The following is a 24,175-nucleotide window of genomic DNA, read 5'->3' as shown; positions in this document are numbered from 1 at the left end:
CCAAAATCTATTCGCGCGTCGCCGGGGCGTCGATGACATGAAGCGGCCCGGTCGGCCTTGGTTTACTCCGCTGCGTCCTCCGGCGCGGCGCCCGGACCGACCAGCATCAGGCTCGGGTCGGTGCCGAAGATGCGCTGCGCGACGGCCTTGACGTCCTCGGCCGTCACCGCCTCGATCTTCTGCGTGCGTTGCTCGACATAGTCGATCGGGAGATCGCGCAACTGTTGCCCCACCATGGATCCGGCGATGGAGACGGACGAGCGCAGCTGATTGATCGGATAGGCGCCGATCAGATAGCGCTTGGTGCGTTCGAGCTGGGCAGGATCGGGGCCGTCCTCGACCATGCGGGCGATCGTGCTACGAATGACATCGATGGTTTCAGCGGCCTGATCTGGCGCCGTTGATGTGCTGATCAGCATGGCATCGGCATGATCGAAGTTGGTGAGCCCGCCCGATACTCCGTAGCTCAGGCCACGCTTTTCGCGCACCTCGACGTTGAGATCGGAAAGCAGGCTGCCGCCGGCGAGGATTTCGGACATGAGGTAGGCGGCGAAAAAGTCGTCATCACGCTCGGCGATGCCGGGATAGGCCAGGTTGATCCAGGTCTGGGGGAGGGGATAGTCGACGGCCAGTTCCTGCCCGAACGTCATCTTGGCATCGGGGATATCCTCAAGCCTGGGCGATTGCGGAAGATCTCCGAAAACCTGGTCGATCAGGGCCGCGGCCGTTTCCTCGTCCAGAGCCCCAACGATGCCGACGGTCAGATTGTCCCGAGCAAAAATGGCGTCGTGGAGAGCGCGCAGATCGTCGGCTGTGATTGCCGTCAGTGTCTCCTCGGTTCCCTCGGTGGCGCGGCCGTACGGGTGATCGCCGAAGAGGGCTTCGTTCCACATGCGGCTGGCCGCGTAATTCGGGTCCTGCGAGCGCGCGACGAGGCGGGACACGAGCTGGGCGCGCATGCGGTCTATGGCCGGCTGGTCGAAACGCGGCTCGGTGACCGCCAGGGTCAGCAATTCGGTCGCGTCGTCGCGCTGCTCTACCAGCATGCGGGCCACGCCTGAAAAGGCATCGAGACTTGCCGAAAAGCTCATTTCGAGCCCGACTTCATCCTGTCGGGTCTGGAAGGCATCGCTGTCGAGATCGCCCGCGCCTTCATCGAACAGCGTGGTCATGAGGTTGGCGCGGCCGAGCTTGTCGTCGGGGTCCTGAGCGCTGCCGCCGTCAAAGGCGAAGGCCATGGTGATGATCGGGACGGTATAGTCTTCGACCATCCAGGCGGTGATACCTGCGGGCGTGGTGATTTCGCGGAAGGCGACCTCCGCCCGGGCAGGCAGCGAAACGGCTATCAGGAGAGCCGGAGCAACGAATGCCGCAAGGGAGATGCGTAGGATAGCCTGGGAAAGCATTACTTGGTCTCCTCGGTCCTGGGGAGAAGATAACCGGTTACGGCATTGGCAGGATTAAGGTATTTCGCGGCGACAGCCTGAACGTCCGCGAGCGTGACGGCGCGGATGCGATCGGGCCAGTCGGCAACGTCGTCCACGGTGCGCCCGGTGGTCAGCCACACGCCATAGGTCTGGGCCATGTTGCCCTGATCGTCGCGCGCAAAGATGGTGCTGCGGATAAAGCGGGTCTTGACCATATCGAGCTCGGCTTCGGTGATGCCGTCGGCAATGATGGCGTCGAGTTCGGCATATGTCGCCTGCTCGAGGGCATCGAGAGTGGTGCCGGGACGGGGCGTGCCGTAGAGCGTGAAGGTGCCATCGTCATAGGCGGAGCCGTCGTAGCTCGCGCCGGCCCCGGCGGCCATGCCGGTGTCCACAACCAGTTTCTGGTAGAGCCGGCTGCGGCTTCCATCGCTCAGGATCGCGGACAGGACGTCGAGCGCTTCGGCCTCGCCTTCGGGCGCGACGCGATAGCTTGGGACGACCCAACTGCGCGTGAAGCTGGGCAGGGTGACGCGCGCATCGGAATACGTGACGGTGCGACTGGTGTCCTGGGGAGGCTCCTGCGGGCGCTGGCGTTCGGGAAGCTCGGGCCCCCGCTCGACACGGCCATACGTCGCCTCGGCCAAGGCAAGGACCTCTTCGGCGTCGACGTCGCCGGCCACGACCACCAAGGCGTTATTGGGCGCGTAGTAGCGGTCGTAGAAGGTCAGGGCATCCTCGCGGTCGAGCGCGGCGATCTCGTGCTGCCAGCCAATGACGGGGATGCGATAGGGGTGGTTCTGGAAGATCGTGGCCTTCATCTCCTCGCCCAGAATGGACTGGGGCTGGGCCTCGACGCGCTGGCGGCGCTCGTCGAGCACCACTGCACGCTCCGCGGCAATGACCGCTTCGGGCAGGACCAGATTGCGCATGCGGTCAGCCTCGATATCCATCATGGTTTCGAGCGCGTCGGGCGGGATGGTCTGGAAATAGGCGGTGACGTCGGCATTGGTAAAGGCATTGGTATCGCCCCCCAGTTCGCTCACCAGGCGATCGAGGGTGCCCGCCGGATACTTCTCCGTGCCTTTGAACATGAGGTGTTCGAGGAAATGGGCGACACCCGACTGCCCGGCCGGGTCGTCGGCGCCGCCGACGCGGTACCAGACCATATGCGTGACGATCGGCGCGCGGCGATCGGGAATCACCACCAGTTCCAGCCCGTTATCGAGCGTGAAATGACTGACGTCTGCCGCCGGCTGGTCCTGGGCCAAGGCTGGAAATGCCAGCGCGGCCGTGGTTGCAAGGGCCAGTAGGATACGGTGCATGGTCGCGAAGCTCCCTGTTCTCAGCGTTTTGTGGGCGCGCTGCCTGGGTAGGCACGCGTGGTGGCCGGATCAAGTCCAGCGGTTGCCTCGTACGGCCCTATCCCCTAAATACGGCGCAAATTCCTTAATCGAGGATCGCGCCGCATGGCCCGCCAGTTCATCTATCATATGCACGGAATGTCGAAGGCCTATGCCGGAGGCAAGAAGGTGCTCGATAATATCCATCTTTCGTTCTACCCCGATGCCAAGATAGGCATCCTGGGCCCCAACGGCTCGGGCAAGTCGACGCTGCTCAAGATCATGGCCGGCATCGACACCGAATTTACGGGCGAAGCCTGGGCTGCCGATGGCGCGAAGATCGGCTATCTCGCCCAGGAGCCGCAGCTCGATCCGGCCCTCAATGTGCTCGGCAACGTCATGATGGGTGTCAAGGAAAAGAAGGACATCGTCGACCGCTACAACGAGTTGATGATGGAATATTCCGACGAGACCGCCGACGAAGCGAGCAAGCTCCAGGACATCATCGACAGCCAGAACCTGTGGGACCTGGAATCGCAGGTCGAAGTGGCCATGGAAGCGCTGGGCTGTCCGCCGGGCGATGCCGACGTCACCAATCTTTCGGGCGGCGAAAAGCGCCGCGTGGCCCTCTGCGCGCTGCTGCTGTCCAAGCCCGACCTGCTGCTCCTCGACGAACCGACCAACCATCTCGATGCCGAAACCACGGCCTGGCTCGAACGCCACCTGCGCGAATTCGAAGGCGCGGTGCTGATCATCACCCACGACCGCTACTTCCTCGACAATGTCACGGGCTGGATCCTCGAGCTCGATCGTGGCCGCGGCGTGCCTTATGAAGGCAATTACTCGGCTTACCTCGATGCCAAGGCCAAGCGCTTTGCCCAGGAAAAGAGCGAAGACGCGGCCCGCGCCAAGGTGCTGGAGCGCGAAAAGGAATGGATGGGCCAGTCGCCCCAGGCCCGCCAGGCCAAGTCCAAGGCGCGTATCCGGGCCTATGACGAACTGGTCAAGGTCAACGAGGCCCGCACCCAGTCGCACACGGCGCAGATCATCATTCCGCCGGGCGAGCGTCTCGGCCACAATGTCATCGACGTGGAAGGGCTTTCCAAGTCGTTCGGCGATCGCCTTCTCATTGATAACCTGACCTTCAAGCTGCCTCCGGGCGGTATCGTCGGCATCATCGGGCCGAACGGCGCGGGCAAGACCACGCTGTTCAAGATGCTCACGGGCCAGGAAAAGCCCGACAGCGGCTCGGTGACGGTCGCAGAAAACGTGCACCTCGGCTATGTCGACCAGAGCCGCGATGCGCTCAACCCGAACAAGACGGTCTGGGAGGAGATCTCCGAAGGCGACGACGTGCTGATGCTGGGCAAGCGCGAAATGAACAGCCGCGCCTATACCTCCACCTTCAACTTCAAGGGCGGGGACCAGCAGCAGAAGGTCGGCAACCTCTCGGGCGGCCAGCGCAACCGCGTTCACCTCGCCAAGATGCTGAAGTCGGGCGCCAATGTCCTCCTCCTCGACGAGCCGACCAACGATCTCGACACCGAAACCCTCGCCGCTTTGGAAGAAGCGCTGGAGGAATTCGCCGGCTGCGCGGTGATCATCAGCCACGATCGCATGTTCCTCGATCGCCTTGCGACCCACATGCTCGCCTTCGAGGGCGACAGCCATGTCGAATGGTTCGAAGGCAATTTCCAGGATTACGAGGCGGACAAGGTGCGGCGCCTCGGCGCCGATGCGGTCAACCCGAAGCGCGCGACGTATAAGCCGCTGACGCGATAAGACGCAAAAGGGCGAGGCGCAGGCTTCGCCCTTTTTGTTTTGCCAAGAAGAATTTTCTGTCCATCCGCATGCAGGCATTGGGAAATTTGCCGTGGCTGGCGCAAATTTGGGCTGACAAAGTTCGCTTTCACGACTGGACCAATCTAGATTTGGTGCAGATTTCGACCGGAGCATCGACATGCGTTTTGCATCTATCGTCGCCGCCGTGGCCATCGTGGCCGTGGCTCCCGTTTTCGCCCAGGCGCAGGACGTCACGCCGCTGGTGACTGCCGAATGGCTGAAAGCTCATTCGGCGGATGACAATGTCGTGGTGATCGACATTCGCGATGACATCGAGGGCACGGATCTGGGTGATCTGCCCTATGTCGCGCATGCGGTTGTCGCCCCCTATGCCAGCTATGGCTGGCGCACTGAAGTCGAAGGCGTGCCGGGCCAGATTCCGCCCGATGCGCAGATCGCGGAACTGGTCGCCAATCTTGGTGTCAACGCCGACGATCACGTGGTGATCGTGCCGTGGGGCACGGACTCCTCGGAATTTGGTGGCGCGACCCGCGTTTACTGGACCTTCAAGTATCTCGGCCACGACGCCGTCTCGATCCTCGATGGCGGCTGGCGTCAGTATGACGCCCAGGGCGGCGAGCGCGTTGCCGAGGCCGTAACCCCCGAGAAGGGCGATTTCGTCGCCAATGTGCGTCCCGAGCTGCGTGCCACGACCGCTGACGTGGAAGCGGCGCTGGCCTCTGGCGTCAAGCTGATCGATGGCCGTCCGGAAGAACAGTTCCTCGGCCAGTCCAAGAGCCCGGTGGTGCGGGTCGAGGGCACGATCCCGGGCGCCCTGAATATTCCCAACGGCAAGTTCTACAGCGCCGAATATGCAAGCTTTGCGCAGCCCGAAACCATCGCGGCGCTGACCGAGGCCGTGGGCCTGGCCCAGGACGAAGAAAACATCGTCTTCTGCAATACCGGTCACTGGGCGTCAGTGGTGTGGTTTGCGCTCCACGAAGTACAGGGCAACAGCAACACGGCCATGTATGACGGCTCGATGGCCGAATGGGCTGCCGATCCGGCGCGCCCGATCCAATAAGACTGGGGAGGCGAGCGCCTCTCTCGCCACCGTCCTTGCCCGGCTTGTCCGGGCAATCCATTTCGCTACAGGTGGACCACCCGGACAAGCCGGGTGGTGATGGTAATCCAGGTGGCTGAGTTGCCGATTGGATGTTGCGCCGGGAGGCTGCAGCATCCAAACCTTTTGGACGACATCAGATTTCGAGAATCATGAGCGATATTTCCGCCCCACTGCCGAAGTTCCTGCCGCCTGCGGTGGCGGATCGCGGCCCGCTGGCCGTTGCGGCCATTATGCTGCTGGTCGGCTTTGCCTTCATCACCTGGCAAGTCGACCTGCGACAGGGCGCACTGTTCCTCGTCGGCGGCGGGCTGGGTGTCGCGCTTTATCACGGCTCGTTCGGCTTTACCGGTGGCTGGAAGCGGATGGTGGTGGAAAAGCGCGGGCGCGGCATGCGGGCGCAAATGCTGACCATTGGCGCTGCAGCGCTCGCGATGATTCCGCTGGTGGCGGCCGGCAATATCGGTGGGCAGGGCATGGTCGGGGCCATGGCGCCGGTTGGTGTTTCCGTGCTGCTCGGCGCGGCGATCTTCGGGCTCGGCATGCAACTGGGCGGCGGTTGCGGCTCGGGCACGCTATTTACCGTGGGCGGTGGGTCGGCGCGCATGCTGGTGACGCTGGTGTTCTTTATCATTGGTGCACTGGTGGGCACTGCGCATCTGCCGTTCTGGCTCGAGCAGCCGGCACTGCCGGCGATTAGCCTTGGCGCAGAACTAGGGGTCGGTTTTGCGCTGGCGGCGACCATCGCCGGCCTTGCCATCGTCGCACTGATCACGGCTATCATCGAAAAACGCGTGCACGGGACTATCGAAGCCGAACCGGCTCCGGCGCGACAGGGATGGAGTTGGATTCTTTATGGCCCGTGGCCGCTGGTCGGCGCAGGTCTGGTGCTGGCGCTGCTCAATGTCGCGACGCTGTTGCTGGCAGGGCACCCTTGGTCGATCACTTACGGCTTTGGCCTCTGGGGTGCCAAGATCGCTTCGGCCGTCGGCATTCCGGTGGCGAGCTGGGAGTTCTGGACCTGGCCGGCACAGGCGCAGGCGCTCAATTCGAGCGTGCTGGCAGACAGTGTGTCAGTGATGGATTTCGGCCTGGTGCTCGGCGCGGCTTTGGCGGCGGCGATTGCGGGCAAGTTCGCGCCCAAGGCCAAGCTGCCCCTGGGTTCGCTGCTGGCGGCGGTCGTGGGTGGCCTGCTGATGGGGTACGGCGCACGTCTGTCGTTCGGATGCAATATCGGCGCGCTGTTTTCAGGCATTGCGACGGGAAGCCTGCACGGTTGGCTGTGGTTCGCGGCGGCCTTTGTCGGCTCTATTGGCGGGATCTGGCTGCGTCCGGTCTTTGGTCTCGATGGGTTCAAGAAATGAGCGGTCGCAACACACTTCTTTTCGGTGCCGCGCTGGCCGTGAGTACGGCGGCTATTGCCGCTGACCATCTGACCAAGCCGGTGCCGGTTCGGGCGAGCGCGACGGTTTCGACTGCTGCGTCCGGTGGAGCGCCCTGCGCGGCGGGCGCTGCGCCCTGCGCGGCTGGTTCGATAGCACCCTGCGCGGCGGGGGCTCCGGCAGGGGCTGCGGCGGCACCGTGTGCGGCGGGCGCGCCTGCCAAAGCCGCACCGCCACCACCACCGGCAGTGCCGCCGGCCGCGCAGCAAAAAGCCGCTCCGCCGCCGCCACCAGCAACGCCTCCAGCGACGGCGCCAGAAAAGCGTGCCGCGCCGCCGGTGCCGAAGGTCAAGCCCGAGGGGCAGGAGGCGCCTGACCTTGCGTTGTAATGGCGTGTGAACGGATGCAACCAACCGGACTGACGTACGTTAAGCCAGTTGGGAGCGCTTGCGTCTCCGTCTGAATCCTGGGGGCGCATACACATGGGCGACGTCGACTTCGGGCGCATCTTCGAGGCGCTTCCGAGCCCTTTCATGATCCTCGACAAAGACCTTCGCTACGTCACCGCCAATGCTGCCTACCTGGAGACAACTGGCGCTACGCTAGACGATCTGGCCGGGCATTATGTCATGGAACGCTTTCCAGAGCCGGGCGAAAGCGGCAAGCGGTTGCTGGCATCGTTCGAAAAAGTGCTGGCCACAGGCACGCCCGACACACTCGCCTATCTGCCCTATCCCATTGCCGAAGCCGATGGAACGGTCCGTCATCGGTACTGGACGGCAGTCCATGTGCCGCTGACCGATGCAGATGGTCAGGTCGAGTTCATCCTGCAAAACACCGTTGACGTGACCGAATTCGCACGGTTGCGCGAAGCGGCGACGCTGCCATTCTCGTCTTTGTCTGCCGCCACGCGGCTGATCGAGCGCACGCGCGAAGCGGAAGCGGCCAGCGCTGATTTTCGTCGTCTCTTTCAACAGGCGCCTGCGTTTTTCGCGGTGCTTTCAGGGCCGGCGCATGTCTTCACCTTCGCCTCGGATTCCTACGTTCGGCTGATTGGCGGACGCAATGTGGTGGGGCAGGACATCAAGACGGCCCTGCCCGAAGTGATAGAGCAGGGCTTTGTTGATCTACTCGATAGGGTGTTCCACGAGGGTCACGTGCATTCAGCCGAAGGCGCCCGCGTCATGCTCGTGAACGAGCCGGGGCAACCGGCGCAAGAAACGTTTCTCGATTTTTCCTACGCCCCAATCCGGGATGCCGCGGGCATCATCACCGGCGTGTTTGTACAGGGCATGGACCGGACGGAATCGGTCCGCGCGGCGCAGCGGCAGCGCCTGCTGATCGACGAACTCAATCACCGGGTGAAAAACACGCTGGCCACAGTGCAATCCATCGCCAGCCAGACCCTGCGCAGCACCAGCGATATGGCGGTGGCGCGGCAGGCTTTCGAAGCCCGCATCATCGCGCTTTCCAAGGCGCATACGATGCTGAGCGACCGGCAGTGGCACGACACTGAAATCGGGCACCTGGTGTGTCAGGAGCTCAGTGTCTTCGACAGCGAACAGGTCCGTTATGAGGGCCCGGTGCTGATCGTCAACGCCAAGGCCACGGTTGCGCTGGCGCTGGTTCTGCATGAAATGGCCGCCAATTCGACCAAGCATGGATCGCTATCAGTGCCCGAAGGCACGCTGATGGTGAACTGGCATGAAGATGGAAACGACAATCTGGTGATCGACTGGGTCGAACGCGGTGGGCCAGCCGCGCGCGAACCCGACCGCAACGGCTTCGGCTCGCGCCTGCTGCGGACAGTGATCACCGGCGAAATGGCGGGCGATCTCGACTTGCGATATGATGGCGAGGGGCTGACGGCGCGGCTCACCGTCCCACACGCAGCCTACAAGGTGCAGGAGGCAGCAATTGCCTGATAACGGACGCCGCATTTTCGTGGTCGAGGACGAAAGCCTCGTCCTTCTCAATCTCGAAGACATTCTGGCGGACCTGGGCTGGTCGGTCGCAGCGCAGGCCATGTGGCTGCCGCAGGCCGAGCGGCTGGCCGCCAGTGTCGAACTGCCCGACGCGGCCATCCTCGACGTCAATATCGGGGGCACGCAGGTGTTTCCCGCCGCGCGCATCCTGGCAGAACGCGGTGTGCCGATCCTGTTTGCGACGGGCTATGGCAAGGACGGTCTGCCGCCCGAATGGCAGGACCGCCCCGTCATCGTGAAGCCCTATACGCGGCAGGACGTCGAAACAGCGCTGGAGCGCCTGGTCCCAGCCGCCGCCTGAGGCCTCCGAGCTTTGCCGAACCTCGACAGAGCTGACGAAAACCGTTGGTTTTTGTTGGTCTTTTTGCAATAGGCTGACGGCACGGGTGCGAAATCCCGGGCGCGTTCGGTTCGTTGGGGGACCCTATGAGATTTTTGGTGACGGGGGCGGTGTTCGTATGCGGCCTTGCCCTCGCCGTTCCGGCTGCTGGTGCGCCGGGACAATGTTCGATGACCGGCCACGGTGAGTTCGGCTGCGACGTCAATGTGGACGGTGGCGGCATCACCTTCGTCCTGCCCGAAGGCGACGTGTTCGTTTTCGCGCATGAGGCGGACGGTGAGGGGCTGGGCTACCTGATCGCAGCAGACCAGCAACCGGGTCGCTCTCCAGACGAACTGGGTCGGTTCGTTCCGATCGAGGGCGAGCAAAGCTGCTGGTTCGGGGCAAAGGACGACATCACCTTTTGCGTCGCCGTGGAGCAATGACGGATATGACGGCTGAGGAATTTTCCATCGACATCGGTGGCGCGACACTGGCAGGGATCGAGCAGGGCGACGGCCTGCCCGTCGTGTTCCTCCATGCCGGCGTTTGCGACAAGCGGATGTGGCTCGATCAGATGGCCGCGGTGTCCGAGGCGGGCTGGCATGCCATTGCCTATGATCGTCGCGGTTACGGCGAGACCGTCAGCCCCGATGAGCCGTTCAATCATCTCGAAGACCTCGAAGCGCTTCTCGATGCGCTCGATATTCACGCCGCGGTGCTTGTCGGCTGTTCGATGGGCGGCGGGCTTGCCGTGGATTTCGCGCTGGCCAATCCCGGGCGCGTTCTCGGCCTGACGCTGATCGGAACGTCGGTCACCGGAGCGCCGTGGACGTCGACTGCCGACGAACGCGCTATCGAACTCGCGGAAGAGGACGCCTGGGAGCGGGGCGACCTCGACCTTCTCAACAAGGTACAGGCGCATGAATGGCTCGACGGTCCGCGCTGCCAGAGCGGCCGAGTTGGTGGATCGGTTCGCGCGCTTTTTCTGGACATGAATGCCAAGGCGCTGAACAAGCCCGAGCTGACACAGGAAGAAAAGCGGCCCGACGCATGGGGCCGTGTGGACCAGATCAATGCACCCACGCTTCTTGTCGTGGGCGACGAGGATTTCACGGCCCTGGTCGACCGTCACGAAACGCTCTCCGAAACGATGCCGAATGCGTTCGCCGTGGTTTTGGAAGGCGCTGCGCACATACCCAGCATCGAGAAACCCGAACTGGTCAACTCGCTGCTTCTACAGTTCCTCGATGCCTTTGAGGGCGACGTCGATGACGACGACGACGCGTCTGACGAATAGCGGCGCAAACCTGGTCGGTTGCGCCGCCGTGGCTGTGACTCCGATTCAAGCGCTTCATGCAGTGAGTCCGCTTCGTCACAGCGAGATTCATGTCCATTGCATGCAGGGCGAAACTGGCCTGGCAAGTCGTTGAAGCAGAATCTGTTTCGGGCGTGCCGCTAGACCGCGATGATCCCGTCAAAGTGCTTGTTCAACTGCGGGGTGGGGACGTTGGTCAGGTCCTTGTCCAGTTCAGCGACGACGGCTTTCCGGACATGATCCGACATGGCCTTGCGCAGATTGCCCAAGGCGATCGGAGCCGCCGCGATCACGAGGCGATCGAATTCGCCGGCCTTTGCCTTGCCATCAAGAGCCTCGGCGACGGATTTGACGAACTCAGTTTCGCGGTGCTTGGAGGCGTCATTGCCGGAGGTCATGGCGCCTCCCGTGGGGCCGCGACCATACCCGTCGCTGTCGATGTCCTGAGATTGCAGCGGTGGAATTGACCATTCGAGGCCCTTCACGCCCGTGAGACCCTTTCCGGGTCCGGCGTGTTCGAGCACACGGGCCTGGGTGCCATCGGCGATCAAAATCCAGGTTACGCTCTTTTTCATTTGCTGCTCCTCTTTGTTGGCGGGCATCGGGCACAGTTCAGGCGGCCCGGAGCAAAACGCCTCACACACTCAAAGGTTGGCGCGAGACGCCATGTTTGCGCGATTGGTTCATCACAAACTCTGATTGGCGGAGGTGATTGCCGACTGTTACGAGGCAGGACGCCCTGGTGCGGAGTATCCCATGAGTCTGCCCGAACAAGCCCCGGACGTCGTTGCGCAGGCGCCGCGATCGGTGGGTGTCGATCCCCGCGAAACCAGGAACGGCGTCGTCGCGGCGCTGTCCGCCTATCTGCTGTGGGGGGTCCTGCCGATCCTCTTCCATCTGGTGGAGGAAGCCGGAGCCGTCCTGATCGTTGCCGAGCGCACCCTGTGGTCGTTCCTGCTGCTCGCGGTGATCATCGCGGCCAGGGGCGGATTTGGAGAAGTGCGCAAGCTGCTCGGCGATGGCAGGCGGATGGGAGTTGTCGCGCTTTCGTCGATACTGCTGGCCGGAAACTGGTTGCTCTACGTCTGGGCGATTGCCACCGGACAGGTTCTGGAAGCAAGTTTCGGCTATTTCATCAATCCGCTTGTTAACGTCGCTATCGGGGTGATTTTTCTGGGCGAACGGCAGAACCGGCTGCAGGGGATAGCCATCGGAATTGCCACAGTGGCCATCCTGATCCAGGCGCTGGGGCTCGGCAATTTTCCATTCGTCGCGCTGGGGCTGGCGCTGACTTTCGGCTTTTATGGCTTCCTGAGGAAAACCGTGCAAACCGGTCCGGTGACCGGGCTATTCGCGGAAACCATGATGGTCGCGCCATTCGCACTTGCCTTCATTGCCTACGATGTCACGACCCGCGGCATGGGCGTGCACAGTGATCCAGGGATGCTGGTACTGCTTTTGCTGACGGGGCCCGCAACTGCGATTCCGCTGCTGCTATTCGCGTATGGCGTACGCCGGTTGCGACTGACAACGATCGGGATGTTCCAGTATCTCTCGCCATCAATCCAGTTCGTGCTCGCCATCACCTTGTTTGGCGAGGAGCTCAACGGCCTGCGACTGGTGAGCTTTGCGCTGATCTGGCTCTCCCTGGCCGTGTTCTCGTGGGACAGCTTCCGCCAGCGTCGACGAGTTGTCGCCTGACCTAGCCGTCGGCCGGCTCGCCGATGCGCATGATCACATCGGTGATACGATCAAAGATCGCGGTGTAGGGTGTGCCCTCGCGCCATACGAGGCGAAGCTGTCGCCCAGCCGAAGGATCGTCGATGGGATGAATGGCGATCCGCGGGTCGCTGGCCTCCTTGCGCAAGGCAATCTGGGGCAGGAGCGTCACGCCCTGGCCGTTGGCAACGAATTCGACGATGGTGGCGAGTGACGTGGCGGCAAAGGCATGAGCGACCTGATCGCCGTCGAGCCGGCAGGCGGAGAGAGCCTGATCGCGGAAGCAATGTCCCTCGTCGAGCAACAGAATGCGTTCGGGTGGCAGGGCGGAGAGGGTGACGGGCGTCGCGGCCAGTTCGCTCCGTGGCGTAGCGAGTACGAAGGGGTCGTCGAACAGGAGGCGGCTCATGAGGCGTGGGCCGCCGGGCGGCGGATCGGTGGCAATAAGCGCCAGATCGAGCCGTCCATCCTGGAGAGAGGCAAGCAGCGCTTCGGTGCGACTTTCACTGACTGCGAAAGCGATCTCGGGGAGGTTTTCGGTGAGTGCGGGATAGATGCGCGGCAGGAGGTAAGGAGCCACTGTCGGAATGAGGCCGAACCGCAAGGGCCGCTCAAGGCGTCCGGTGCGGCCGAGGGCGAAGTCATCGAGGGCATCTGCGGTTTCGACCGTCGTCTTGGCGAGAGCGATGAAATCGCGGCCGAAGGGCGTGAGCCGTACGCCGGTCTTCAGGCGGTCGAACAGCGGCGTGCCGCACAGAGCTTCCAGCGCCAAGATCTGTTGGGAGAGCGCAGGTTGGGAGACTGCGCATGCCGCCGCAGCCCGTCCGAAGTGACCGGATGAAGCCACCGATATCGCGTAGCGCATCTGCCTGAGCGTGATCGTCGTCATAAGTTCTTCCTATGGGGATAGGAAGAATAATCGATTGGCCTAATCAAAGCCAGACTTCTATAACCGCCGCAAGTTTAGACAGGAGGCCCCCGCCATGACCGATCCCAACCCCAAGACCGAAGGCGGCAAGTGCCCCGTTTCCCATGGTGGAAAGACTGGGCCGCGTAACCGCGACTGGTGGCCGGAGGCGCTCGATGTGCAGGTGTTGCACAACAATTCGTCGCTCTCGGACCCGATGGGCAAGGATTTCAACTATCGCGCTGCGTTCAACTCCCTCGACCTCGATGCGGTCAAGGCGGACCTGACCGCCTTGATGACCGATAGCCAGGATTGGTGGCCGGCCGATTTCGGTCACTATGGTGGTCTCTTCGTGCGCATGGCCTGGCACAGCGCGGGCACGTACCGCATCACCGACGGTCGCGGTGGCGCGGGCATGGGACAGCAGCGGTTCGCGCCGCTTAATTCCTGGCCTGATAACGCCAATCTCGACAAGGCGCGCCGCCTGCTCTGGCCGATCAAGCAGAAATACGGCAATGCCATATCATGGGCCGACCTCATGATCCTCACCGGCAACGTCGCTCTCGAATCGATGGGCTTCAAGACCTTCGGTTTTGCGGGTGGCCGAGCCGATGTCTGGGAGCCCGAGGAGCTCTATTGGGGACCGGAAGGCACATGGCTGGGCGACTCGCGATATAGCGGCGAGCGGCAGCTGGAAGAGCCGCTTGCAGCGGTCCAGATGGGTCTAATCTACGTGAACCCCGAGGGTCCCGAGGGCAATCCGGATCCGCTCAAGGCCGCGCGCGACATCCGCGATACCTTTGCGCGCATGGCGATGAACGACGAGGAAACCGTCGCGCTGATCGCCGGGGGTCACACGTTTGGCAAGACGCACGGCGCCGGTGATCCGTCCTTTGTCGGCGTCGATCCGGAGGCGGGCGCCGTCGAAGACCAGGGCCTGGGCTGGAAGAGCAAGTACGAGTCCGGCTTCGGCACGCATTCGATCACATCGGGCCTCGAAGTCACCTGGACGCAAACGCCGGTGCGCTGGAGCAATTTCTTTTTCGAGAATCTGTTCAAGTACGAGTGGGAATTGACGACGAGCCCGGCCGGCGCCAAGCAGTGGGTCGCCAAGACCGACGATCAGGTCATCCCTGATGCGTTCGATCCGTCGCGCAAGCATCGTCCGACGATGTTGACCACCGACCTGTCGCTGCGCGTCGATCCCATCTACGAGAAGATCTCGCGCCGTTTCCTTGAGAACCCAGACCAATTCGCCGATGCCTTCGCGCGGGCCTGGTTCAAGCTGACGCACCGCGACATGGGCCCGAAGGTGCTTTACCTCGGCAAGGAAGTGCCTGCCGAAGACCTGATCTGGCAGGATGTCATTCCGGCGGTCGACCACACCCTGATCGACGAGGCCGACATCGCCGCACTGAAGGCCAAGATCCTCGGCGCGGGCCTCTCCATCTCGCAGCTGGTCTCCACCGCATGGGCATCCGCTTCGACGTTCCGCAAATCGGACAAGCGCGGCGGCGCCAACGGAGCCCGCATCCGCCTGGCACCGCAGCGCGATTGGGCCGTGAACAAGCCGGCTCAGCTGGCATCCGTTCTCGCCAAGCTGGAGGCCATCCAGGGCGAATTCAACGCAGCCGCATCTGATGGCAAGAAGGTGTCGCTGGCCGATCTCATCGTCCTGGCCGGTTCGGCGGGTATCGAAAAGGCCGCGAGCGCGGCGGGGCAATCCATCACGGTGCCGTTCACGCCGGGCCGCATGGATGCTTCGCTCGAGCAGACCGATGTCGCCTCGTTCGCCGCACTCGAGCCGCGCACCGACGCCTTCCGCAATTACCTCGGGCCGCGTCGCTTCATGCAGCCGGAGGAGGCCATGGTGGACCGCGCACAGCTCCTTGGGCTGACTGGCCCGGAAATGACGGTCCTTTTGGGCGGACTGCGTGTGCTCAAGACCGGCGTAAACGAGCACGGCGTGTTCACCGACCGCCCGGAAGTGCTGAGCAACGACTTCTTCCTCAACCTCCTGACCATGGACACGGTGTGGGCGCCGAAGGAAGGCGAAGACGGGATCTACGAGGGTCGCGATCGCAAGACCGGCGCCATCCGGTGGACGGGCACGCGCGTCGATCTGATCTTCGGCTCGCATTCGCAGCTGCGCGCCTTTGCCGAAGTCTACGGGCAATCGGACTCCGCTGAGAAGTTCACGAAGGACTTCGTTTCAGCCTGGGTCAAGGTGATGAACGCAGACCGCTTCGACCTGCGCTAATCCACCGTTCAATTCGCATTCTTCGGAGCCCCGGGTCCTTGCGATCCGGGGTTTTTGCATGCGGTAGCAGTTTGTCTGCAATTTTATTCAAATGCCGCGGGATGCCTTCAGGCGACGCAAGCATGTGAGGGGCCAGTCTCCAAGTGAAATGTAGCGGCAGAAGCCGGGAGATCGACCCATGACCGAGTTCGAAGAAGGCCACCGGGCGTTTGCGAATTTTCGCGTTCTCAATGGTGAGGACAACCAGTTCGAACGCGAACAGCTTTTCCGCACCACGGCGCAGCTTTTCAGCTATGTCTCGGACCGCTGCGACGACGACCAGGTTGCGCAGTATGACGAAGTGCTCTGCCAGCTGGCGGAGCTGGTTGAAGTCGAGGCCCGAGTCCATGTCGCCAAGCTCTTGGCGCCGCTCGAGCGCGCGCCGGGCACCGTGCTGGTGAAGCTTGCCAACGACATCATCGAAGTCGCGCGGCCGCTGCTCGAATTCTCCAATGTGCTGAACGATGACGATCTCATCGACATTATCGCCCGGCAGACCGAAGAGCATCGCGTGGCCATCGCCGGCCGCTCGTCGCTCACAGAGCGCGTAGGGGAGGCCCTGGTCGAACATGGCAAGACCGCCTCGGTCGTGCGCCTCGTGCGGAACCCGAAGGCCGAGTTCGATCGCGCTACGCTGGAAAAACTGGTCCATCGCGCGACTCAGGACGCCGAGATCGCTGCCGACCTTCGCGGTCGCAGCGATATCGACTGGAAATCGCTGCGCGGCGAGATCGACACGGTTGCCGGCAAGATCCTGCAAACGCTTGGCGATGCGGACCGCCAGGTCGATCCGGTCGCGGCCGGTAAGATCAACACCGTCGTCTACAACCGCATCCGCAACCGCGCAGGCTTCAATGCGCAGGAGTGGAAGGTCGCCTACAATCAGGTCAAAGGCCTCGCGGACCGCAAGCAGCTCAACGATCGCGCCTTGGCCCGTTTCGCCCGCTTCGGCTACGGTCATCATGCCGCCGCGGCAATGGCGGTGCTCCTCCATGTCGGCCCGGAAATCGTGGTGAAGTGGTTGGCCGCACAGGACTATGTGGCGGTGATCGTGGCGCTGCGCGCGGCAAACATGAGTTCGGATCTGTTTGAAGCCATCGTTGCCACCCTGCCTTGGCGTGACCTGCCGAGCGACGGCGACAAGAAGATGGTGCTGTCGCGCTTCGAAGCGCTGGACAGCGAAGATGCCCGGCATATCTTCGAACTCTGGCGCGCGCATTCGTTCCGCAAGCGTGGCATGACCGAAGACCGCCAGACGGCTTGACAACTGGCGCGCAGGATCGCCACTTGCGCGCATGAAAAGTGCCAAATCCATGCTCGTGCTGTCCGGCGTCAGCCGTCGGTTCGGTGACGTCGAGGCCCTTCGGGACGTATCCCTGGAACTGGGCTCGGGGCAAACGCTATGCCTCGTCGGCCATTCCGGCTGCGGCAAATCCACCCTGCTGCGCGCCATTGCCGGCATCGAGACCCTGGATGGCGGCAGCATCAGCATCGACGGGACGATCGTGTCAGGGGATGGCGTATTCGTCGAACCCGAGCATCGCCGCATCGGCTTCATGTTTCAGGACTACGCGCTGTTCCCGCATCTGACGGTACGCGAGAACGTGGCTTTCGGGCTCTCGGCGCTACCGCGGGCCGAGCGAGCCGCCCGTGTTGCCGAGACCATCGAACGCATCGGCGTGACGGCGCTGGCCGACCGCTACCCGCATATGCTTTCCGGCGGCGAACAACAGCGCGTTGCGCTTGCTCGCGCCCTTGCTCCGCAGCCCCGCCTATTGCTGATGGACGAGCCTTTTTCCAACCTGGACCGGGGGCTGCGCGACAAGGTGCGGACCGAGACCCTGTCGATCGTCCGCGACCATGGAACGACGGCAGTCGTCGTAACCCACGACCCGGAAGAAGCGCTGGCAATAGGCGACATGGTGGCCCTGATGCAGGGAGGGCGACTTGTGGAAGCGGGGACGGGCGAGCGCATCTACGACGCGCCCTGGACGGCCTACGCCGCGTCGTTCTTCTCGCAGGTCAACGAAATCCCGGCCCGACTTTCCGGTGGGGGACTCGACACGCCTCTCGGCCGCTTTCCGCTGCCCACCGGGCTGGAGGGGCTGCCGCGACTGCTGGTCCGACCGCAATCCATCTCGCTGGCCGAAACCGGCATAGCCGCGCAGGTGCAGCATCGGGCGATCCTGGGTGAAATCGAGGAACTGTCGCTCAGCGTGGAGGGGCTCAGCCAGCCACTGATCATGCGCGGCACCGCGCGCCACGATGTCCGTGTCGGCGACGACGTGTTTATCCAGATAAATCCCGGTAGGGCCCTGATTTTCCCCGACGATCGCCTGGACGCCTGATTGTGGATTATAATCAACAGTTTAGAGTCATTCCAAAGTCGGGCAATTAAACTTGACTTGAATGCTCTCCTATGGCTGTTGCGCCCTATCGAGGGCGTGCGTCAGGCCTCCAGTCTCCTCGATGTCATGCAACGAAGGGACAAAAAATGCGCAACATCCTCCGTACCGTAAGCGTCACCAGCCTCCTCGCCCTCGGCGCTGCGATGCCTGCCCTCGCCCAAGAGGTTAACATCTATACCACCCGCGAGCCTGGCCTGATTCAGCCCATTCTCGACGCGTTCACCGCCGAGACGGGTATCACCGTGAACACGGTGTTCCTCGAGAGCGGCCTGATCGAGCGCGTGCAGGCGGAAGGCGAAAGCTCTCCTGCCGATCTGTTGATGACTGTCGATTTTGGTGCCTTGATCGATCTGGTCGGCGCGGGCGTGACCCAGCCAGTCGACAGCGACCAGCTGGAAGCGGCGATCCCGGCCTCGCTCCGCGATGCGGACGGCAACTGGTTCGCGCTTTCGGGCCGCGCCCGCGTGGTCTATGCGGCCAAGGATCTCGAGCTTGACGCCATCACATACGAGCAGCTCGACGACGAGGAATTCCGCGGCACGCTCTGCATCCGCTCGGGCCAGCATCCCTACAACACCGCTCTGTTCGCAGCCTACATGGCTAAGCATGGCGAAGAGGCAACAAAGACCTGGCTGGAAGGCATCAAGGCCAACCAGGCGCGCGCTGCAGCCGGTGGCGACCGCGACGGGGCCCGCGACATTGCGGCCGGTATCTGCGACATCGCCGTCGCCAACTCCTACTACTACGGCCTGATGGCCAGCGGTGCAGGTGGCGACGAGCAGAAGGCGTGGGCCGACGAAGTCAAGGTGATCCTGCCTACTTTTGAGGGCGGCGGTACGCTGGTGAACATCTCGGGCGCGGCCGTGGCAGCCCATGCCCCGCATCGCGACGAAGCTGTGCAGCTGCTTGAATATCTGGCATCCGACGAAGCGCAGAAGCTCTACGCCGAAGCCAATTTCGAGTACCCGGTTTCGACCACTGCAGAAGTCGCGCCGATCATCGCGGCCTTTGGTACGCTCAATCCGGACAGTCAATCGCTGACCGACGTCCTGCCGTTCCGTGCTCGCGCCAGCGAACTCGTCGATGAAGTGAACTTCGACACATTCAGCAACTGATGACCCGACGGCGGCTCCGGCCGCCGCTCTTTCGATGGCAGACATGACCGGAGAGCGCCTTAACCGGCGCCGGACAATCAGCATCAGCCCCTGGGCCGCCGTGGCAATCGCTGCGGCGGCTCTCGCGCTCGTGCCGATTGCCGCCATCGCCGCTACTGCGGTGGCCGATACCGGAGGCCTCTGGGGTCACATCATCCAGTTCGTCCTGCCGCAATCGACCTGGAACACGCTGGTGCTCCTGGCGGGTGCGGGGCTGATCGCCAGCGTCGTCGGTACCGGTTCGGCATGGTTGGTCAGTGCCTACGATTTCCGGGGCAGGGGGCTGCTGGAATGGGCGCTGCTGCTGCCGTTGGCCGTGCCAACCTACATCATGGCTTACGCCTATCTCGACATCCTGAACCCGCTTGGCCCCGTTCAGGGCGTGTTGCGCTGGATGCTTGGCTATTCGAGCCCGCGGCAATTTCGTCTACCCGACATAAGGTCCATGTGGGGCGCCATCCTCGTCTTCGGCTTCGTCCTCTATCCCTATGTCTATCTCACCGCACGCGCGATGTTCCTGACCCAGGCGGCCAACGTCGTCGAAGTGGCGCGCACGCTGGGCGTGCCGCGCTCGGGCATTTTCTGGCGGGTGGCATTGCCACTGGCGCGGCCAGCCATTGCCGTGGGCGTGTCGCTGGCGCTCATGGAGGTGCTCAACGACGTCGGTGCCTCGCAATTTCTCGGTGTTCGCACGCTAACTGCCACCGTCTACACGACCTGGATCGTGCGTACGGACCTGGCGGGGGCGGCGCAGATCGCCATCGGCATGCTGGCCATCGTACTCGCTGTTCTGGTTCTGGAGCGATGGGCGCGCCGGCGCCAGCGATTTGCGTCGACGGCGCAGAATTCAAGGCAGATGCAGCGGATGTTGCTCACGGGACCGACAGCCGCCCTGGCGTTCGGTCTCGGACTCCTGCCAATCGTCATCGGCTTTGCAGGACCGGCGATCTATCTCGTCGTTGCGGCCGTGCGGCGCATCGAGTTCGCCGGGTTTTCGACTGCGCTCCTGCGCGCGACCGTCAACACGGTTGGCGTGTCGGCCATCGCGACGGTCGTCATCCTCGCGCTCGGCTTCTCGATCGCCTATGCAGCGCGACTGCATGCGGCGACGTGGTCTTCGGCGGCGATGCGCGTGGCTTCGCTCGGCTATGCCGTGCCCGGAACCGTCCTGGCGATCGGGATCCTCGTGCCAGTTGCGGCAGTCGATCGTACCATCAGCGGCTGGTGGACGAGCTGGACGGGAATGCAGGGCGGTCTGTTGCTGCTCGGCTCAGGTGCGGCGCTGATCTATGCCTACGCATCGCGCTTCCTCGCCATCTCCGTGGGCGGCATCGAAGCTGGGCTCAGCCGTATCCCTCCCGCCTATGACAATGCTTCGCGAACACTGGGGCAGACCTCGAGCGGTACGCTGCGCAAGGTGCACCTGCCGCTTTCGCGGACCGCGCTGATCGCTGCCGGGCTTCTTGTATTCGTGGACTGCATGAAGGAGCTGCCTGCGACGCTGCTGCTCCGGCCGCTCAATTTCGAAAGCCTGGCGACACTGCTCTATGGCGAGGCGGCGCGCGGGACCTACGAAGATGCGGCGCTCGCGGCGCTGATCATCGTGGCGATCGGTATCCTGCCGGTGATCCTTCTCGCCAGGACATCGAAACTATCGCGATAGCGCGTCCGTCTCCCGCTCAAGCGTGATGGAACAATTCGGAGTTCACGGCCATTTGCCGGGCATTGGAGTTACCGATGTTTTCCGAAAAATCAATTTCATCCCGTCTGCAAGAAGATCTTGAAGATTTCATCCTCGATAGCAAGTTTCCCTGTGTCGGCGCGAAGTCTGCGCTGCGCAAGGGTCAATTGACGACCTACGTCGCCCGCAGCATCGAGAGCGCCTGGAACGACGTGGAAATCCAGGACAGGCTCATGCAATTTGCCTGGACGTATCACGAACAGCCGACATTGTTCACAAGCTTTGCGGTGATCTTTGAGCAGCCCGACGATCTATCGGAAGCTGAGTTCGAAACGCATATGTGGGCGCGGCTCCAGTCGTTGACGGCCAAAGATGACTGGCGCGGACAGAGGCCCGATCCGAGGGTGAGCCCTGACCCTGACGATCCACATTTCGCATTGAGCTTCGGCGGTGAGGCGTTCTTCGTCGTCGGGCTGCACCCCAATGCAAGCCGTCCCGCGCGGCGGTTTGCGCACCCGGTCATGGTGTTCAACCTGCATGACCAGTTCGAGCAGCTGCGTCAGCAGAACCGCTACGAGAAGCTGCGTGAATCGATCCTGGCGCGCGACGAGGAGCTGGCAGGAGGCCCCAACCCAATGCTGGCTCGACACGGGTCGATTTCCGAAGCCCGGCAGTATAGCGGGCGGCAGGTGCCCGAGGGGTGGTCTTGTCCCTATCACCGAAATGAGCCAGACCCCGCTGCGGCGGATCCACTCGGAGCACTCGAGGGAAAGTCATGAACGGCGTTGTCTATGAAATCCCACCAAGATCGGGGACGTCGTTTTTCCTCAACAAGGGACAAATCCTGACCGTCATCGATCCAATGGGCGGGCAGGTGGCTGATCTCCTCTCCATCTCGCGGGCTGATACCGGCGAAAAGATTTCTTCTGGACGTACCCTCGACTACGCAGAAACGCTCTATCTCACCACCGGCTTCCAGCTTTACTCAAACCGGTCAAACGTCATGCTCGACATCATCGAGGATACGGTTGGGCGGCATGATTTTTTGCTGACGCCGTGCAGCGAGGCAACCTTCCGTCTGTGCTATGACGATGAGCCTACGCATCAGGGATGTCACGGAAACCTCGTCAATGCGCTGGCGCAATACGGCATCGCCGACGATGACATTCCGGTTGCTTTCAACTGCTTCATGAATGTGCCTGTCGATGGTGCAACCGGGCGCTTCAAGGTTGAGCCTCCCTTGAGCCGGGCGGGGGACTACATCCGCTTCCGCGCGCAGATGGACCTGATCATCGGCCTCACCGCGTGTTCCGCGCCGGCCAGCAATGGCGGCAGTTTCAAGCCCATCCATTATACGATCGACGACTAAGTCGCCGAACAGGCTGGACCTGGCTGCGAACTGGATATAAAGATATCTTTATATCTGAGGTGCGAATGGCCGGGCTGGACGAATTGGTAGTGGTGCTGAAGGCAGCGGGTGAAGATACCCGCCTGCGGCTGCTTGCGCTTCTGGCCGATGGCGACCACTCGGTCAAGGACCTGACGGCCATTCTCGACCAGAGCCAGCCGAGGGTGTCCCGGCATCTGAAGCTCCTGGCCGATGCCGGCCTTGTCCAGCGCCATGCGGAGGGAGCTTGGGCGTACTATCGCCTTGCGCCCGATGGGCAGGGCGCAGACCTTGGACGCTGGATCACGGCCCGTCTCGATGCCGAAACTCCGGAACGTCAGCGCGATCGCGCCCGGCAAGCCGAGATGCGGGCCGAGCAGCAGTCGCTGGCGGCGGACTATTTTGCCAAGGTCGCCGAGAGCTGGGACCTGCTCAAGACGCTCCATGTGCCCGAGGCCGCCGTCGAGGCCGCGGTGCTGGCCGAACTGGGTGGTCGCAAGGTCGACCTGCTGGTGGATTTGGGGACGGGTACTGGCCGGATGCTGGAAGTGCTGGCGCCTGCCTATGAGCGCGCCGTGGGCGTCGATTCGAGCCGGGAGATGCTCGCGGTCGCCAGGGCGCGCCTGGCCGCTTCCGGCATCAGCCATGCACAGGTTCGGCTGGGCGATATCGGTGGTCTCGATCCTTCCATCGGTCCGGCGGACGTTATCGTCATCCATCAGGTGCTGCATTACTTCGACGATCCTGGCCGGATGCTGGCCCAGGCGCGCCGGCTGTTGAAGCGGGGCGGCGAAATCCTGATCGTGGACTTCGCGCCGCACGATCTCGAATTCTTGCGCACGGACCATGCCCACAGACGGCTTGGCCTGTCGCGGCAGCAGATGTCCGACTGGGCATCGCTGGCCGGGCTCGATGTGCTCGGCATGCGCGAATTTCCCAGCGATACGAAAGATCGCGGCCTGACCGTGTGCCTGTGGCACCTGGGCGACCGCACCAGAACGGAATAGACGATGCTAGACGATAATCTGCGCGCAAGCCGGAAAACGGCCGACCAGCGCCCGCCGCTGCAAATCTCCTTCGAATTCTTCCCGCCCAAGACCGATGCGATGGAAGAGCGCTTCTGGGACAGTATCGCCAAGCTGGCGCCCCTCAGCCCACGTTTCGTTTCGGTGACCTATGGCGCGGGTGGGTCGACGCGAGAGCGCACGCTCCGCATGGTCAGCCGCATCACGTCGGATACCGGAGTTCCTGCAGCCGCGCACCTCACCTGCGTGGGGGCGACGCGCGACGAAGTGGATGAGGTTGTCCGTGGCTACAAGGCGGTAGGGGTCAACAGCATCGTGGCGCTGCGTGGCGATCCGCCCGAGGGCGTCGGCCAGCCGTTCACGCCTCATCCGCAGGGCTATCAGAACGCCGCGGACCTGGTTGCAGGGATCCGCAAGCTCGGCGATTTCGACATCTCCGTGGCGGCATATCCCGAGAAGCATCCGCAAAGCGCTGACTGGCAGGCCGATATCGACAACCTCAAGCGCAAGATCGATGCCGGCGCCAACCGCGCCATCACCCAGATGTTCTTTTCGAACGGCGATTACCTGCGCTATGTCGAGCGCGCCCGAAAGGCCGGCATCACGGCGCCGATCGTGCCGGGCATCCAGCCGATCCATTCGTTCAAGCAGATTTCGGGTTTCGCCGCCCGTTGTGGGGCCTCGATCCCGGGCTGGCTGGCCGAGCGCTTCGACGGCCTCGACGACGATCCGGAAACCCATGCGCTGGTTGCTGCGGCCGTCGCGGCGGAACAGGTAACGGAGCTGCTCGACGAGGGCGTAACCGAGTTCCACTTTTATACGCTCAATCGCTCCAACCTCGTGCTTGCTCTCGCGCGACTGCTTGGGCGGCGGCCCTAGGACACGGTTTCGTTCATTGCCCGTTCAGGCAGAGGGC

At 63.0% G+C, this 24,175-nt stretch carries 21 protein-coding genes; 17 read left to right on the top strand and 4 right to left on the bottom strand.

Features of this window, described 5'->3' with window-relative positions; genetic code table 11:
• Window positions 1-62: 62 nt before the first annotated feature.
• Both CCK88_RS08690 and CCK88_RS08685 read right to left on the bottom strand, forming a co-directional pair.
• A complete protein-coding gene (locus CCK88_RS08690) occupies window positions 63-1,406 on the bottom strand; it encodes a M16 family metallopeptidase (protein ID WP_086470050.1) in 1,344 nt (447 codons plus the stop codon).
• Complete coding sequence (locus tag CCK88_RS08685) at window positions 1,406-2,752, bottom strand: M16 family metallopeptidase (protein ID WP_086470049.1); 1,347 nt, start codon at window positions 2,750-2,752, stop codon at window positions 1,406-1,408. The genes CCK88_RS08690 and CCK88_RS08685 overlap by 1 nt, the downstream gene beginning before the upstream one ends.
• A gap of 144 nt (window positions 2,753-2,896) precedes the next feature.
• Here CCK88_RS08685 and ettA point away from each other — a divergent pair, with 144 nt between their 5' ends.
• The 7 genes from ettA to CCK88_RS08645 all read left to right on the top strand — a co-directional run bounded on the left by ettA (window position 2,897) and on the right by CCK88_RS08645 (window position 10,661).
• Entirely contained in the window at window positions 2,897-4,552 is a 1,656-nt protein-coding gene (gene ettA / locus CCK88_RS08680) for an energy-dependent translational throttle protein EttA (RefSeq protein WP_086470048.1), read from the top strand.
• A 178-nt stretch (window positions 4,553-4,730) separates the two neighbouring features.
• Entirely contained in the window at window positions 4,731-5,636 is a 906-nt protein-coding gene (locus CCK88_RS08675; RefSeq protein ID WP_086470047.1) for a sulfurtransferase, read from the top strand.
• Window positions 5,637-5,827: 191 nt separating this feature from the next.
• On the top strand, window positions 5,828-7,039 hold the full coding sequence (locus tag CCK88_RS08670; RefSeq protein WP_086470046.1) for a YeeE/YedE family protein: 1,212 nt from the start codon (window positions 5,828-5,830) through the stop codon (window positions 7,037-7,039).
• Window positions 7,040-7,539: 500 nt separating this feature from the next.
• Window positions 7,540-8,982: an HWE histidine kinase domain-containing protein gene (locus CCK88_RS08660; RefSeq protein ID WP_086470044.1), complete on the top strand. Its 1,443-nt coding sequence runs from the start codon at window positions 7,540-7,542 to the stop codon at window positions 8,980-8,982.
• A complete protein-coding gene (locus CCK88_RS08655; protein ID WP_086470043.1) occupies window positions 8,975-9,343 on the top strand; it encodes a response regulator in 369 nt (122 codons plus the stop codon). The genes CCK88_RS08660 and CCK88_RS08655 overlap by 8 nt, the downstream gene beginning before the upstream one ends.
• A 125-nt stretch (window positions 9,344-9,468) precedes the next feature.
• Entirely contained in the window at window positions 9,469-9,807 is a 339-nt protein-coding gene (locus CCK88_RS08650; protein WP_140048931.1) for a hypothetical protein, read from the top strand.
• Window positions 9,808-9,812: 5 nt separating this feature from the next.
• Window positions 9,813-10,661: an alpha/beta fold hydrolase gene (locus CCK88_RS08645; RefSeq protein ID WP_170926400.1), complete on the top strand. Its 849-nt coding sequence runs from the start codon at window positions 9,813-9,815 to the stop codon at window positions 10,659-10,661.
• A 158-nt stretch (window positions 10,662-10,819) separates the two neighbouring features.
• Here the strand turns inward: CCK88_RS08645 and CCK88_RS08640 are convergent, their stop codons facing one another.
• Window positions 10,820-11,254 (bottom strand): host attachment protein, encoded by a 435-nt coding sequence (locus CCK88_RS08640; protein WP_170926399.1) that lies wholly within the window; start codon window positions 11,252-11,254, stop codon window positions 10,820-10,822.
• A gap of 181 nt (window positions 11,255-11,435) precedes the next feature.
• Here CCK88_RS08640 and rarD point away from each other — a divergent pair, with 181 nt between their 5' ends.
• Window positions 11,436-12,380 (top strand): EamA family transporter RarD, encoded by a 945-nt coding sequence (gene rarD, locus CCK88_RS08635; protein ID WP_086470039.1) that lies wholly within the window; start codon window positions 11,436-11,438, stop codon window positions 12,378-12,380.
• A 1-nt stretch (window position 12,381) separates the two neighbouring features.
• On the opposite strand, the gene CCK88_RS08630 is transcribed toward rarD, so the two are convergent.
• Window positions 12,382-13,287, bottom strand: coding sequence for a hydrogen peroxide-inducible genes activator (locus CCK88_RS08630; protein WP_086470038.1), 906 nt, complete (start codon window positions 13,285-13,287; stop codon window positions 12,382-12,384).
• A gap of 94 nt (window positions 13,288-13,381) precedes the next feature.
• Between CCK88_RS08630 and katG the strand changes: the two genes are divergently transcribed.
• From katG to metF, 9 genes are all read left to right on the top strand, one after another.
• Complete coding sequence (katG, locus tag CCK88_RS08625; RefSeq protein ID WP_086470037.1) at window positions 13,382-15,565, top strand: catalase/peroxidase HPI; 2,184 nt, start codon at window positions 13,382-13,384, stop codon at window positions 15,563-15,565.
• 178 nt (window positions 15,566-15,743) lie between these two features.
• Window positions 15,744-16,868, top strand: coding sequence for a DUF2336 domain-containing protein (locus CCK88_RS08620; RefSeq protein ID WP_086470036.1), 1,125 nt, complete (start codon window positions 15,744-15,746; stop codon window positions 16,866-16,868).
• Window positions 16,869-16,899: 31 nt separating this feature from the next.
• Window positions 16,900-17,952 (top strand): ABC transporter ATP-binding protein, encoded by a 1,053-nt coding sequence (locus tag CCK88_RS08615; protein WP_244557463.1) that lies wholly within the window; start codon window positions 16,900-16,902, stop codon window positions 17,950-17,952.
• Window positions 17,953-18,098: 146 nt separating this feature from the next.
• Complete coding sequence (locus tag CCK88_RS08610) at window positions 18,099-19,127, top strand: extracellular solute-binding protein (protein ID WP_086470035.1); 1,029 nt, start codon at window positions 18,099-18,101, stop codon at window positions 19,125-19,127.
• Between the two features lie 43 nt (window positions 19,128-19,170).
• Window positions 19,171-20,829, top strand: a complete 1,659-nt coding sequence (locus tag CCK88_RS08605) for an ABC transporter permease (RefSeq protein ID WP_086470880.1) — start codon at window positions 19,171-19,173, stop codon at window positions 20,827-20,829.
• Between the two features lie 74 nt (window positions 20,830-20,903).
• Entirely contained in the window at window positions 20,904-21,626 is a 723-nt protein-coding gene (gene gntA, locus CCK88_RS08600) for a guanitoxin biosynthesis heme-dependent pre-guanitoxin N-hydroxylase GntA (RefSeq protein ID WP_086470034.1), read from the top strand.
• Entirely contained in the window at window positions 21,623-22,216 is a 594-nt protein-coding gene (locus CCK88_RS08595; protein WP_086470033.1) for a DUF1989 domain-containing protein, read from the top strand. Before gntA ends, CCK88_RS08595 begins: the two co-directional genes overlap by 4 nt.
• A gap of 65 nt (window positions 22,217-22,281) precedes the next feature.
• On the top strand, window positions 22,282-23,241 hold the full coding sequence (locus CCK88_RS08590; RefSeq protein WP_086470032.1) for an ArsR/SmtB family transcription factor: 960 nt from the start codon (window positions 22,282-22,284) through the stop codon (window positions 23,239-23,241).
• Window positions 23,242-23,244: 3 nt separating this feature from the next.
• The gene (gene metF, locus CCK88_RS08585; RefSeq protein WP_086470031.1) at window positions 23,245-24,138 is read left to right on the top strand and encodes a methylenetetrahydrofolate reductase [NAD(P)H]; all 894 of its coding nucleotides are present in this window, start codon (window positions 23,245-23,247) and stop codon (window positions 24,136-24,138) included.
• Window positions 24,139-24,175: the final 37 nt, after the last annotated feature.

The organism is Devosia lucknowensis (assembly GCF_900177655.1).
In the GTDB taxonomy this organism is placed as follows: domain Bacteria; phylum Pseudomonadota; class Alphaproteobacteria; order Rhizobiales; family Devosiaceae; genus Devosia; species Devosia lucknowensis.
The sequence above is the reverse complement of the archived record's forward strand: the minus strand, read 5'-3'. Positions and strand labels throughout refer to the sequence as shown.